Origin of the sequence: Saccharopolyspora taberi (genome assembly GCF_039534165.1) — a bacterium.
GTDB classification, from domain to species: Bacteria; Actinomycetota; Actinomycetes; order Mycobacteriales; family Pseudonocardiaceae; genus Saccharopolyspora_D; species Saccharopolyspora_D taberi.
In genome coordinates, this window is the sequence record NZ_BAAAUX010000014.1 from 131,177 (window position 1) to 144,542 (window position 13,366).

Genomic DNA, 13,366 nt, shown 5'->3' on the forward strand with positions numbered 1-13,366 from the left:
TGCCGGTGGCCGTTAGGGTCGGGTGGCGACGCGGAGTCGGGTGGCGATGGAGGTTTTGTGACCACGGCGCTGGAACTGCACAACGTTGTCGGTGGGGAGCACGTGGGCACCTTGGCGGGTGAGACCCTGCCGTTGGTGGATCCCAGCACGGGGGAGGAGTTCGGGTTCTGCCCGCTGACGCGGTGGATGGACGTGGACGCGGTGATGGGGGTGGCGGCTTCGGCGTTCGAGTCGTGGTCGCAGACGACGCCGCGGCGCAGGCAGCAGTTGTTGCTGCGGATCGCCGAGGTGATGGAGGAGCGGTCGGAGGAGCTGGTGGCGGCGGAGTGCCGCAACACCGGCAAGCCGTGGTCGGTGGTGCGCAACGACGAGTTGCCGATGGCGGTGGACGTGCTGCGGTTCTGCGCGGCGGCGGCGCGGGTGCTGGACACGACGGCGGCGGCGGAGTACCAGCCGTTCCGGACGTCGTTCGCGCGGCGGGAGCCGATCGGGGTGTGCGCGCAGGTGACGTCGTGGACGCATCCGTTGTTGTTGGCGGTGGCGAAGTTCGCGCCCGCGTTGGCGGCGGGGAACACGGTGGTGCTCAAGCCGGCGGAGACGACGCCGTTGAGCACGGCGTTGGTGGCCGACATCGCTGCTGAGGTGTTGCCGCCGGGGGTGTTGAACCTGATCTGCGGTGATCGGGACAGCGGTCGGGCGATGGTGGCGCACGAGGTGCCGGGGATGTTCTCGATCACGGGGACGGTGCGGTCGGGGATGGAGGTCGCGGGGTCTGCGGCGGCGGATCTGAAGCGGGTGCACCTGCAGTTGGGCGGGAAGGCTCCTGCGGTGGTGTTCGGGGACGCGGATGTGGCGTTGGCGGCGCGGGGGATCGCGGAGGCGGCGTTCGGCAATGCGGGGCAGAGTTGCACGGCGGCGAGCCGGGTTCTGGTGGCGCCGGAGGTCTACGACGAGCTGGTGGCGGCGTTGGTGGAGTACGCGGCGGTGATGCGGCCGGGGCCGCCGCAGGATCTGGACGCGTCGTTCGGGCCGTTGAACAGCGCGGGTCATCTGGAGTTGGTGCAGTCGCATGTGGAGCGGGTGCCGGAGCACGCGCGGGTGGTGGCCGGTGGTTCTCGGCGGGGTGAGCGGGGGTTCTTCTACGAGGCGACGGTGGTCGTGGGGGTGGAGCAGGACGACGAGCTTGTGCAGAACGAGCTTTTGGGGCCGGTGGTGACGGTGCAGCGCTTCGAGGGGGAGGACGAGGCGGTGGCGTTGGCCAACGGGGTGCGGTACGGGCTGGTGGCGAGCGTGTGGACGCGGGACCATTCGCGGGCGATGCGGTTGTCGCGCCGGTTGCAGGCGGGGACGGTGTGGATCAACACGCATCATCCGTTCACCGCGGAGATGCCGCACAGCGGGTTCAAGCATTCGGCGTCGGCGCGGGATTTCGGCCGTTACGGGTTGGAGGAGTACAGCCGGATCAAGCACGTCATGTCCTATGTGGAGGAATGACGGCGGGCGAGTGCCATGAGGTGCCAGGGGTTGTCCGGTGGTGGGGTTTCGGTGCCGTCGCGGTGGATGTGGGTGACGGTGTCGAAGGTGTCGTGCAGTGCGGTGAGGACGTCGCCGCCGGCGGTTCGGGTGAACAACCGGTAGGTGAGGCGTAGTGGTGCGCCGGCGTTGTCGGGCTGGCGGATGTCGTAGGTGAACAGTGCGCCGCCGGGGGTGAGTGCGGTGTGGACGTTGCGGGTGGCGGCGGGGATGTCGGGCATGGCGCTGAAGGCGTAGGCGGCGATGGCGGCGTCGGCTCGGGCGGTGCCGAGGTTTTCGCGGCTGATGTCGGCTTGGTGGAGTTCGATGTTGGTCCAGCCGTGGCGTTGGATGCGTTGGTGTGCTTTGGCGAGCATGCCGGGGCTGTGGTCGATGGCGATGATCTTTCCTGCGGGGCCGAGGGCGTCGTGGAGCGCGGGGAAGTTGGGGCCGGTTCCGCAGCCGATGTCGAGGACGGTCTGTCCGGGTTGGAGTCGCAGGGCGCGGGTGGCGGTGCGGGCGAGCCGGTCGTGGGGGAAGAGCCGGTTGGTGATGTTGAGGACGTGGCTCATGCGGTCCCAGTGGCGGCGTTGGTGGTCGGTGGTGGTCATGGTTGCTCCTCTTTTTACGATACGTTCGTATTGTTACAGTGCGTCGACCGCGATTGCAATACGGTCGTATTGATACGCTGGCGGGGTGCCGCGCCAGGTCGATCACCAAGCCCGCAGGAAGCTCATCGCCGAAGCCCTGTGGCGGGTGGCGCGGCAGCGGGGGATGGACGCGGTGAGCATGCGCCACGTCGCCACCGAGGCCGGGGTGTCGGTGGGCATGGTCCAGCACTACTTCAGGACCAAGGACCAGATGCTGAGCTTCGCGCTGGAGACCATCGGCGAGCGGGTCGCCGAGCGCATCGGTGCCCGGTTGGCGGAGCTGCCGGGTGACTGCGCGCCGGTGCGGCGGGTGCGGGCGATGCTGCTGGAGCTGCTGCCGCTGGATGCGGCGCGGCATCTGGAGGCGCACGTCGGGTTCGCGTTCTTCACGCGGGCGGCGGTGGAGCCGGGGTTGGCGACGCGGTTGCGGGAGCAGTACCCGGAGTTCGTGGGGTTCGTCGCGGCCGAGGTGGGGCGGGCGCGGGGTGATCTCGACGCGGACCGGGAGGCGCGGGCGCTGATGGCGCTGGTGGACGGATTGGCCGCGCACGTGCTGGTCGGTTACGAGTCGCCGGAGGGCGCGGCGGAGGTGTTGGAGGGGCGGCTGGCCGAGGTGTTCGGCGGCTGATCACTGCGGGCTGCGGGTGGCGATGGCCAGCAGCGCGGCGGCGGAGCCGGTGAGCTGGAGGCCGGGGCGCCAGACGGCGTGCAGGGGGCGGCGCAGGTCGAGTCCGGTGACCTCGACCTGCGCGACGCGGTGTTCGGCGAGGTCGGTGCCGACGGCGAGGAGGCTGAGCACGGAGGGTCCGGCGCCGGCGACCACGGAGTTGCGCACGGCGGTGGTGGAGTGCAGTTCCAGCAGGGGCGCGACGGCGTCGGTGCCGGCTTCGGCCAGGGCGCGGTAGAGGGTTTCGCGGGTGCCGGAGCCGTGTTCGCGGACGATCAGCGGGGTGGCAGCGAGTTCGGCGGGGGTCAGGGGGCGGCGGAGCCGGGCCCAGGGGTGGTCGGGCGGGACGACCAGGACCATGCGGTCGCGGGTGACGTGGCGGGCGGAGACGCCTTCGGGGGTGCCGGGGGTTTCGATGAAGCCGAGGTCGGCGTGGCCGTGGCGGACCGCTTCGGTGACGGTGGCCGAGTTGGTGACGTCGAGTTCGAGGTGGGTGTCGGGGAAGGCGCGGCGCAGTTGGCTGATCCAGCCGGGGGCGAGGTATTCGGCGATGGTCATGCTGGCGGCCACGCGCAGGTGGGACTGCTGCTGGGCGCGCAGGGCGCGGACGCCGTTCATGAGGCCGTCGACGTGGGCGAGGACCTGGCGGGCCCAGTCGGTGACGATGACGCCGGCGGGGGTGAGGGTGCAGCCCTGGCGGGTGCGTTCGACGAGTTCGAGTCCGAGGCGGCGTTCGAGGCTGGTGAGGCGTTTGCTGGCCGAGGGCTGGCTGACGTGCATTTCGACGGCGGCGGCTCCGATGCTGCCGAGTTCGCCGACGAGGACGAGCAGGCGCAGGGATTCGGAGTCGGGGGCGGTCATGCGTCGAGGATAGGCCCCGTGGTGCTGTTGGTCGGGGAAAGTGGCGCTGTGGGCATGCAGCGGGGTTATGACGTCCTGCGCGGTTGACGGCTACCGGGTGGCGGGTGTGGTGGCGACGCTGGGCTCGTGGTCAGGACAGTGGATCGGCGGGCGGCGGCGTCGCTGTGGCCTGGGTTGTGGGTGGCGGTCGCTGGTACGGCGGTGTCGTTGGTGGTCGCGGGCTTGGTGCCCGCGGTGAGCGCGCTGACGTTGGCGGTGGTGCTGGGGGTGGTGGTCGGCAACGTGCCGGTGCTGCCGGGTTCGGTGCGTCCCGGGCTGGCGTGGGTGATGCGGCGGTCGTTGCGGTTGGGGGTGATGCTGCTGGGTTTGCAGCTGGCGGTGGGCCAGGTGCTGGATCTGGGGGTGGGCACCGTGGTGGTGGTCGTGCTGATCGTGGTGGTGACGTTTGCGGGCACGGTGGTGCTGGGGCGTTGGCTGGGGGTGTCGCGGGGGTTGTCGGTGCTGGTGGCCGCGGGGTTTTCGATCTGTGGTGCGTCGGCGATCGCGGCGGTGGAGAGCGTGATTGACCGCGAGGACGAGGACGTGGCCACCGGGGTGGCGCTGGTGACGGTGTTCGGGAGCGCGTCGATGCTGCTGCTTCCGGTGCTCGGCGGTGAGCTGGGGTTGTCGGAGGTTGACTTCGGGCGGATCGCCGGGGGCAGCGTGCACGAGGTGGCGCAGGTGGTCGCCGCGGCGTCGCCGATGGGTGCGGCGGCGGTCGCGGTCGCGGTGGTGGTCAAGCTGTCGCGGGTGGTGTTGCTCGCGCCGATGGTCGCGGTCGTGAGCGTGCTGCGGCGGCGCGAGGTGGCGGTGGGGAAGCGGCCGCCGGTGTTGCCGTTGTTCGTGGTCGGTTTCCTGGCCGCGGTGGTGGTGCGGAGTGCGGGCGTGCTGCCGGCGCCGGTGCTGGACGGGGCGCGGCAGGTGACGACGGTGTTGCTGGCCGCGGCGTTGTTCGCTCTGGGCAGTGCTGTGCGGGTGCGTGCGTTGGTCCGGACCGGGCCTCGGGCTTTCGTGCTCGGGGCGTTGTCGACGGTGCTGGTGACCGGGGTGGCTTTCGCCGGGATGCTCCTGGTGTGACGTCCACTGTGGACGCCTACAGGCTGGGCCGGGGCCAGGGGCGGGCCTGTTCGAGGGCGCGGGCGGCGCGCAGGACGCGGGCGTCGGAGTGGCGGGGGCCGATGATCTGCAGGCCGATCGGCAGCCCGTCGGCGGTGAACCCGCAGGGGACGCTGGCGGCGGGCTGCTGGGTCATGTTGAACGGGTAGGTCAGCGGCGTCCAGCCGGTCCAGCGCTGGTGGGCCGAGCCGGGCGGGACTTCGTGGCCCGCTTCGAACGGCGGGATCGGCACGGTCGGGGTCAGCAGCAGGTCGTAGGTCTCGTGGAAGGCGCCCATGCGCTGGCCGAGCAGCATGCGGGTGTTGGTGGCTTCCAGGTAGTCCTGCGCCGAGTAGGTCAGGCCCTGCTGGACGATGTCGTGGAGTCCGGGGTCGAGCAGGGCGCGCTGGTCGGCGGTGAGGTGTTCGACGGACTTGGCGGCGCCGGAGAACCACAGGACGTGGAAGTCCTCGACCGGGTCGGTGATCGTCAGGTCGGTGGTCTCGACCTCGGCTCCGAGTTCGGCGAAGACCTGCGCGGCCTCGGCGGTGGCGGCGGCGATCCGCGGGTCGACGGTGGCGAAGCCGAGGTCGGGGCTGTAGGCGATGCGCAGTCCCCGGATACCGTCGTCGAGGCCGGTGCGGAACGACGCGGTGGGCGGTTCCAGCGCCGACCAGTCGCGGCTGTCGGGCTGGGAGAGCACGTCCATCATCAGCGCGGTCTCGGTGACGGTCGTGGTCATCGGCCCGGCGTGGGCGAGGGTGCCGTAGGGGCTGGCGGGGTAGTGCGGGATGCGCCCGTAGGTCGGCTTGATGGTGACGATTCCGCAGAAGGCAGCCGGAATCCGCACCGATCCGCCGCCGTCGGTGCCGATGGCCAGCGGCGCCATCCCCAGGGCGACCGCCGCGGCGGCGCCGCCGCTGGAGCCGCCGGGGGTGAGCTCGGGGTTCCACGGGTTGCGGGTGATGCCGGTCAGCGGGTTGTCGGTGACGCCCTTCCACGCCAGTTCCGGTGTGGTGGTCTTGCCGACGAGCACGGCGTTGTGCTCGCGCAGGCGCGCCACGGTGGGGCCGTCGACGGTCCACTGCTGGTGCGGGTCGATCGTGCGGGAGCCGCGCAGGGTGGGCCAGTGGCGGGTGAGGAAGATGTCCTTGACCGAGGCCGGGACACCGTCGAGCTCGCCTTCGGGTTCGCCGCGCTGCCAGCGCTGTTCGGAGGCGCGGGCCGCGTCGAGCGCGCGGTCGGCGTCGACCAGGCAGTAGGCGTTGACCTTCGGGTCGGCGTCCTCGATGCGCCGCAGCACGGCCTCGGTGGCTTCGACCGGTGACAGCTCGCCGGTGGCGAAGGCGGCGAGCATGCCGGTGGCGGTGAGGTCGGCTGCCGTGCGGGTGGTGTTGACCATCTAGTTGCGCTCCGTTCCGCTGACGTAGCCCCGTTGTTTGTCCACGACGTTGCGCAGCGGCTCGCCGTGGGCGTAGTCGCTGAGGTTGTGCAGGAACAGCTCGACGAGTTCGTCGGTCCAGCCGACGGTGTCCCCGGACATGTGCGGGGAGATCAGCACGTTGGGCATGTCCCACAGCGGTGAGGACGGCGGCAGCGGTTCGGTCTCGAACACGTCCAGCGCCGCACCGGCGAGGTGCCCGGCGCGCAGGGCGGTGACCAGGTCGTCCTGGACGAGCAGTTCGCCGCGGCCGACGTTGATCAGCCGCGCGGTGGGTTTGCAGCGGGCCAGGACTCGCGCGTCGACGAGGTTTTTGGTCTGCTCGGTCAGCGGGGCGGCCAGCACGACGAAGTCGGCGTCACCGACGTGGTCGGCGATCTCGTCGGAGGCGTGCACGGTGCCGAAGTCGGGGTCGTCGTCGCGGGCGACGCGGCCGATGCCGCTGACGCGCAGCCCGGCCGCGGTGAGCAGGGCGGCGATGGCGCGGCCGATGGGGCCGGTGCCCACGACCAGGGCGGTGCGGTGCTGGATGCGCTCGGTTTCGCGGTGCTGCCAGTGCCGCTGGTCCTGGTGGCGCAGGGTGGTGTGCAGGTCCTTGGCGAAGGTGAGCACGGTGGCCAGGACGTATTCGGCCATGGGGCGGTCGAACACGCCGCGGGAGTTGGTCAGCTCCACCGGGGAGTCCAGCAGTTGCGGGAACAGCAGCCGGTCGACGCCCGCGCTGGCGGTGTGGACCCAGCGCAGGGAGTCGGCGGCGGGCCAGGCCGCGGCCAGCGCGTCGGAGCGGAAGGCCCACACGAACAGCACGTCGGCGCCGGGCAGGGCGTCGGCGAGGTCGTCCTCGGTGGCGTAGCGGACCCGGGCGATCCGCTCGATCTCGGCCGTGGAGGAGGGGTGGGTGCCGTCGGTGAGGACGACGACGGTGGGCTGTGCGGTCATGATCTGCCTTCGGTGCGACGTAACGTGGGCGGTTTCGCCTTAACACAGATGTCCGGACAAGCGTCGGCGCCAGGCATTGACACGCTAGAAACCACTCGTAGGATTGTCAACAATCCGCGGGTACTCTCGGCTGACGTGGTCGATTCCGACCGCACCGGCGTCGGCGGGAACCGTGGCGAGTCGAGTCCCGCCGATCAACGCAGTTTGACGAACGCCCCTCTCGTGAAACGGAATCCACGATGCCCAGGTACCTGTCGATCACGCTGGAGAAGCGCGGCGTGTCCTGTGTGGCCGAATTGCTGGACAAGGACGCGCCGCTGACCTGCGAGGCGGTGTGGCAGGCGCTTCCGCAGGCCGGCCCGGTGCACCACGCCAAGTACGCGCGCAACGAGATCTACACGATGGTGCCGCGGTTCGCGGCCGAGGAACCCGGCCAGGAGAACCCCACCGTCACCCCGATCCCCGGCGACGTCGTGTACTTCTCCTTCCACGGCGGCATGCTCGACCGCGAGTTCAAGGAGGAGAAGAACATCCACGAGCTGCCGGGGGTGATCGATCTGGCGATCTTCTACGGCCGCAACAACCTGCTGCTCAACGGTGACGTCGGCTGGGTGCCCGGCAACGTCTACGCCACGATCGTCGACGGCCTGGACCGGATGGCCGAGGCGTGCAACGACGTGTGGCGTTCGGGCAGCGTCGGGGAACGCCTCGTCTACGACCGCCACGCGGGTTGACGAGGAGGCACCGGTGCCGCCTGACTTCCTCGGGGCGGTGTTGGGTCCGGAGCCGCAGCGCGGCGTCGGGCTGATCGTCCCGTTCGACCTCGCGCTGGACCGCGAGCTGTGGCGCTGGGTGCCGGCCAACGTGTCGCTGTACCTGACGCGGACCCCGTTCGTGCCGGTGCCGGTGACCGTGGAGATGGCCAACCTGGTCAGCGACGAGGCCGCGGTGCACAGCGCCACCCGCGACCTGCTGGTGCCCGAGCCGGAGGTGGTGGCCTACGCCTGCACCTCGGGCAGCTTCGTCAACGGCGCCACCGGGGAGCGGGCCCTGGTCGAGGTGATGACCGATGCCGGTGCGCCCGCGGCGGTGACCACCGCGGGCGCGCTGGTGCAGGCCCTGGAGGTGCTGGGGGCGGGCCGGGTCGCGGTGGCCACGCCGTACGTGGCGGCGGTGACCGAGCGGCTGCACGGGTTCCTCGACGACCACGGCGTCGAGGTGGTCACCAGCGTCGGGCTGGGGTTGCAGGAGCAGATCTGGAAGGTCGGCTACCGGCAGGTGATCGACATCGTGCGCTCGGCGGACCGCCCCGAGGCCGAGGCGATGTTCATCAGCTGCACCAACCTGCCCACCTACGACATCATCGGGCCGCTGGAGGCCGAGCTGGGCAAGCCGGTGCTCACGGCCAACCAGGTCACGATCTGGGCGGCGCTGCGGGCGATGGACCTGCAGGCCGTCGCTCCCGAGCAGTGGCTGGTGCGGGCGGTCGACGCACCGGCCGCGTGACGATCGAGTCACGAACACCTTTCCGGAAAATGGGACGTCAACCGCCGTGCGGTAACATTGTCAACAATCGACCGGTCGCGCGGTGCCTTCCCGGCCCGCGCCCGGCGCGCCCACGGTGCCGTTGTCCGTGCCCGGTGACTACAAGGATGGAGCCCCCGGTGTCGCACACCGCAGGAATTCTCTACCCCGGATACAGCGCCGAAGACGACTACCCCACCCTCGAAGGGCTGCTGGGCGGTGGCCGCAGGCTGCCGCTGGTGCACACGCTGATGCGCGAGGACGCCCACCGCGTCGACGCGCTGCTGGACATCGGCTCGCCCGACCTGCTGGCCGACGGTGCCCGGCAGCTGCTCGAGCACGGGGTGCAGTCGGTGATCTGGGCCTGCACCAGCGGCAGCTTCGTGTTCGGCTGGCAGGGCGCCCGCGACCAGGTCGAGACGTTGCAGGCCGTGACCGGGCTGCCCACCTCCAGCACCTCGTTCGCGTTCGTCCACGCCGCGTCCCGGCTCGGGCTGCGGCGGGTGGCGGTCGCCGCGACCTACCCGGCCGACGTGGCCGAGGCGTTCGTGGCGTTCCTGGCCGCCGCGGGCATCGAGGTCGTGCGGCTGTCCAGCCGCGGCATCATCACCGCCGCGGAGGTCGGCACGCTCGGCCGCGAGGAGGTGCTGGAGTTCGCGGCGGCCAACGACGACGACCGCGCCGAGGCGCTGCTGCTGCCCGACACCGCCCTGCACAGCGTGGCCTGGCTCGACGAGCTGGAGACCAGGCTGGGCAAGCCGGTGCTCACGGCCAACCAGGTCAGCGCGTGGGAAGGGCTGCGGCTGGCCGGGGACCGCGCGGTCCACGAAGGATTGGGAACGCTGTTCCGGCAGGCCGCGGCCACCGCCGGAACGCAGGCAGGAGGGGAACGCCGTGGTTCCCCGGACTGAGGAGATGGTGTGTCGTGCTCGGACTCGACGAGCAGAACCAGCCCGGTGAGTTAGAGCCGGTGCAGCGCAAGTCGACCGCGGCGATCGTGGCCGACCAGCTGCGGTCGGCGATCATGTACGGCTCGCTGGCGCCGGGCAGCCAGATGGGCGAGGCCGAGCTGGCCTCCCGCCTCGGCGTGAGCCGGGGACCGCTGCGGGAGGCCATGCAGCGGCTGGTCGCCGAAGGGCTGCTGCGCAGCGAGCCGCACCGCGGCCTGTTCGTCACCTCGCTGGACGCCGACGACGTCCGCGACATCTACCTGGCGCGGCTGGCGGTCGAGCGCGCGGCCTGCGAGCAGATCGTGCGCCACCACAGGGTGGAGGCGGTGGCCGAGCTGACCGCGGCGCAGAGCCGGATGGTGGCCGCGGTGTCCAAGAGCGACCCGATCGAGCTCGCCGACGCCGACCAGGAGTTCCACGAGACCCTGGTGCGGGTGTCGGGCAGTCCGCGGTTGCAGCGGATGGCCCAGACGCTGCTGGTGGAGAAGCGGATGTGCCTGACGGCGTTGCAGGACAAGTACCACACCGACGCGCAGGCGCTGCTCGACGAGCACCGCGGCATCGTCGACGCGATCGAGGACGGTGACGAGCAGGTGCTGCTCGAACGGCTGCGCGCGCACATGAACGACGCGCTGGAACGTCTCAACGGCTCGATGGCCCACTGACGGCGCCGCACGCGGTTCGGCCCTCGGTCCGCAGCGGACCGAGGGCCGAACCCGGCTGTCACAGGCCGCCGACGGCGACGTACTTGGTTTCCAGGAACTCGTCGATGCCGACCTTGCCGCCCTCGCGGCCCAGCCCGGAGTGCTTGACGCCGCCGAACGGGGCGGCCGGGTTGCTCACGATGCCCTGGTTGAGGCCGATCATGCCGGCCTCCAGCGCCTCGGACACCCGCAGCGCCCGCTGCATGTCGCGGGTGAACAGGTAGCTGACCAGGCCGTACTCGGTGTCGTTGGCCAGGTCGACGACCTGCTGCTCGTCGGTGAAGGTGGTGATCGGGGCGACCGGGCCGAAGATCTCCTCGGAGTTCATCCGCGCCGTGGCCGGCACCCCGGTCAGCACCGTGGGCCGGTAGAAGTAGCCGTCGCCGTCCTCGCGGGAGCCGCCGACGACGACCTCGGCGCCCTGGCCGACGGCGTCGGCGACCAGCTCGGTGACCTTGCCCAGCTGGGCGGAGTCGATCAGCGGGCCCACCTCGACCTCGTCGGTGACGCCGCGGCCGATGCGCAGGCCGCCCATCCGCTCGGCCAGCCTGCGGCCGAACTCGTCGGCGACCTCGGCGTGGACGTAGAAGCGGTTGGCCGCCGTGCACGCCTCGCCGATGTTGCGCATCTTGGCCAGCATCGCCCCGTCCACGGCGGCGTCGAGGTCGGCGTCGTCGAAGACGATGAACGGGGCGTTGCCGCCCAGCTCCAGGGACACGTTGAGGACCTGCTCGGCGGACTGCTCGATGAGCTTGCGGCCGACCGCGGTGGATCCGGTGAACGACAGCTTGCGGGCGCGGCCGTCGCGGATCATCGGCTCCATCAGCCTGCCCGCGCGCTGCGAGGTCACCACGTTGAGCACCCCGTCGGGCAGGCCGGACTCGATCAGGATCTCGGCCAGCGCCAGCATCGACAGCGGCGTCTGGTGGGCGGGCTTGATCACCGAGGTGCAGCCCGCGGCGATGGCCGGGCCGATCTTGCGGGTGCCCATGGCCATCGGGAAGTTCCACGGGGTGATCAGCAGCGCGGGCCCCACCGGCTGGCGCATCACCAGGAACCGGCCCTTGCCGTTGGGGGCGACCGCGTAGTCGCCGCCGATGCGCACCGCCTCCTCGGCGAACCAGCGGAAGAACTCGGCGGCGTAGGTGACCTCGGCGCGGGACTCGGTGAGCGGTTTGCCCATCTCCAGGGTCATCAGCAGCGACAGGTCCTCGTGGCGCTGCATGATCTTCTCGTAGGCGCGGCGCAGGATCTCCCCGCGCTCGCGCGGCGGGTGCGCGCCCCACTCCTTCTGCGCGGCGCTGGCCGCGGCCAGCGCGGCCAGGCCGTCGTCGGGGGAGGCGTCGGCGACCGAGCACAGCGCCCGGCCGGTCGAGGGGTCCTCGACCTCGTAGGTGCCGCCCCCGCTGGCCGGGCGCCACTGGCCGCCGATCAGCAGCTGCTTGGGTGCGGCTTCGACGACGGCGTTCTCGCGGGGGTGGGCTTCGACGGTGCGAGTCATGGCAGTGGCGGACCCTTCTGTCTCGACGGTGGACACCGACGCTGGGTGATGGTTGCATGTCACACGGGATTGTCAACAATCCTACAGTCAGACTGGATCTTTTCCGCCCCATTCGTTTGGAGTCGATCATGGCTGAGCTCTCGCCGGTGCTGAAGCAGGCGACGCCCGTGCTGGCCGCACGAGGGGAAGGCGTCCACCTCTACGACGAGGACGGCCGCCGCTACCTCGACTTCACCGCAGGCATCGGGGTCACCAGCACCGGCCACTGCCACCCGCGCGTGGTGGAAGCCGCCCAGCGACAGGTGGGTACCCTCATCCACGGCCAGTACACGACCGTCATGCACCGGCCCCTGCTGGACCTGACCGAACGCCTCGGCGAGGTGCTGCCCGAGGGGCTGGACCGGCTGTTCTACGTCAACTCCGGCAGCGAGGCCGTCGAGGCCTCGGTGCGGCTGGCCCGCCACGTCACCGGCCGCCAGAACATCGTGGCCTTCCAGGGCGGCTTCCACGGCCGCACCATGGGCGCGGCGGCGCTGACCACCTCCGGGGTCAAGGTCCGCGCCGGCATCGGGCCGCTGATGCCGGGCGTGGTGTTCACACCGTTCCCCGAGGCCTACCGGCACGGCTGGAGCCAGGCCGAGGCGACCCGCTTCGCCCTGGCCGAGTTCGACCAGCTGCTGGCCACCACCAGCTCGCCCCGCGACACCGCCGCGATCATCGTCGAACCGGTCCTGGGCGAGGGCGGCTACATCCCGGCGCCGCCGGAGTTCCTCGCCGGGCTGCGCGAACGCGCCGACAAGCACGGCATCCTGCTCATCGTCGACGAGGTGCAGACCGGTGTCGGGCGCACCGGCAGGTTCTGGGGCCACGACCACGCCGGCATCCGACCCGACATCCTGATCACCGCCAAGGGCCTGGCCAGCGGGTTCCCGCTGTCGGCGATCGCGGCGCCTGCCGAGCTGATGGGCCAGGCGTGGCCGGGCTCGCAGGGCGGCACCTACGGCGGCAACGCGGTGGCCGCCGCCGCGGCGCTGGCGACCCTGGACGTGGTCCGTGACGAGGGTCTCGTGGCCAACGCCGCCGAGCAGGGCGCGCGCCTGCAGGAGGGGCTGCGCAAGGTCGCCGCCGACCACCCGGTCATCGGTGACGTGCGGGGCCTGGGCCTGATGATCGGCAACGAGTTCACCACCCCCGACGGGCGCCCGGACACCGCCACCGCCACCCGCGCGCACGCCGCCGCGGCCGAACGCGGCCTGCTGCTGCTGACCTGCGGCCCGCACGGCAACGTCGTGCGGATGATCCCGCCGCTGGTGGTCGACTCCGCCCAGGTCGACGAGGGCGTGCGGCTGTGGGCGGAGGCCGTGCAGGCCGCCGTCGCCGCCGGCTGAACCACCACACCGGTGGTGGCCGCGCCGCGTGTAACGGCCACCACCGGACCGTGCAACCCGTACGCGCGGAACGGGTGATGACTGATCACTGTTCG

At 71.3% G+C, this 13,366-nt stretch carries 13 protein-coding genes; 8 read left to right on the forward strand and 5 right to left on the reverse strand.

Features of this window, described 5'->3' with window-relative positions; all coding sequences use genetic code 11:
- The first annotated feature begins 57 nt into the window (after positions 1-57).
- Positions 58-1,494, forward strand: coding sequence for a gamma-aminobutyraldehyde dehydrogenase (locus tag ABD691_RS14685; RefSeq protein ID WP_344680220.1), 1,437 nt, complete (start codon positions 58-60; stop codon positions 1,492-1,494).
- Here the strand turns inward: ABD691_RS14685 and ABD691_RS14690 are convergent.
- A complete protein-coding gene (locus ABD691_RS14690) occupies positions 1,479-2,123 on the reverse strand; it encodes a class I SAM-dependent methyltransferase (RefSeq protein WP_344680221.1) in 645 nt (214 codons plus the stop codon). The two genes, ABD691_RS14685 and ABD691_RS14690, sit on opposite strands and share 16 nt — an antisense overlap.
- 85 nt (positions 2,124-2,208) lie before the next feature.
- Here ABD691_RS14690 and ABD691_RS14695 point away from each other — a divergent pair, with 85 nt between their 5' ends.
- Complete coding sequence (locus tag ABD691_RS14695) at positions 2,209-2,790, forward strand: TetR/AcrR family transcriptional regulator (RefSeq protein WP_344680222.1); 582 nt, start codon at positions 2,209-2,211, stop codon at positions 2,788-2,790.
- On the opposite strand, the gene ABD691_RS14700 is transcribed toward ABD691_RS14695, so the two are convergent.
- Entirely contained in the window at positions 2,791-3,690 is a 900-nt protein-coding gene (locus ABD691_RS14700) for a LysR family transcriptional regulator (protein WP_344680223.1), read from the reverse strand.
- A 126-nt stretch (positions 3,691-3,816) separates the two neighbouring features.
- On the opposite strand from ABD691_RS14700, the gene ABD691_RS14705 reads away from it, so the two are divergent.
- The gene (locus ABD691_RS14705) at positions 3,817-4,806 is read left to right on the forward strand and encodes a YeiH family protein (protein ID WP_425565085.1); all 990 of its coding nucleotides are present in this window, start codon (positions 3,817-3,819) and stop codon (positions 4,804-4,806) included.
- 16 nt (positions 4,807-4,822) lie between these two features.
- Here ABD691_RS14705 and ABD691_RS14710 read toward each other — a convergent pair whose 3' ends face one another.
- Positions 4,823-6,226, reverse strand: a complete 1,404-nt coding sequence (locus ABD691_RS14710; protein ID WP_344680224.1) for an amidase — start codon at positions 6,224-6,226, stop codon at positions 4,823-4,825.
- A complete protein-coding gene (locus tag ABD691_RS14715; protein WP_344680225.1) occupies positions 6,227-7,204 on the reverse strand; it encodes a D-2-hydroxyacid dehydrogenase in 978 nt (325 codons plus the stop codon).
- 239 nt (positions 7,205-7,443) lie between these two features.
- Here ABD691_RS14715 and ABD691_RS14720 point away from each other — a divergent pair, with 239 nt between their 5' ends.
- The 4 genes from ABD691_RS14720 to ABD691_RS14735 all read left to right on the forward strand — a co-directional run bounded on the left by ABD691_RS14720 (position 7,444) and on the right by ABD691_RS14735 (position 10,343).
- Positions 7,444-7,938 (forward strand): DUF3830 family protein, encoded by a 495-nt coding sequence (locus ABD691_RS14720; RefSeq protein WP_344680226.1) that lies wholly within the window; start codon positions 7,444-7,446, stop codon positions 7,936-7,938.
- 13 nt (positions 7,939-7,951) lie between these two features.
- Entirely contained in the window at positions 7,952-8,710 is a 759-nt protein-coding gene (locus ABD691_RS14725) for a maleate cis-trans isomerase family protein (protein ID WP_344680227.1), read from the forward strand.
- A gap of 146 nt (positions 8,711-8,856) precedes the next feature.
- Complete coding sequence (locus ABD691_RS14730; RefSeq protein WP_344680228.1) at positions 8,857-9,639, forward strand: maleate cis-trans isomerase family protein; 783 nt, start codon at positions 8,857-8,859, stop codon at positions 9,637-9,639.
- Positions 9,640-9,653: 14 nt separating this feature from the next.
- Positions 9,654-10,343 (forward strand): GntR family transcriptional regulator, encoded by a 690-nt coding sequence (locus ABD691_RS14735; RefSeq protein ID WP_344680229.1) that lies wholly within the window; start codon positions 9,654-9,656, stop codon positions 10,341-10,343.
- Positions 10,344-10,401: 58 nt separating this feature from the next.
- Here ABD691_RS14735 and ABD691_RS14740 read toward each other — a convergent pair whose 3' ends face one another.
- Positions 10,402-11,883, reverse strand: coding sequence for an NAD-dependent succinate-semialdehyde dehydrogenase (locus tag ABD691_RS14740; protein ID WP_344680230.1), 1,482 nt, complete (start codon positions 11,881-11,883; stop codon positions 10,402-10,404).
- A gap of 128 nt (positions 11,884-12,011) precedes the next feature.
- Here ABD691_RS14740 and ABD691_RS14745 point away from each other — a divergent pair, with 128 nt between their 5' ends.
- Positions 12,012-13,271, forward strand: coding sequence for an aspartate aminotransferase family protein (locus tag ABD691_RS14745; RefSeq protein ID WP_344680232.1), 1,260 nt, complete (start codon positions 12,012-12,014; stop codon positions 13,269-13,271).
- The last annotated feature ends 95 nt before the right edge of the window (positions 13,272-13,366 follow it).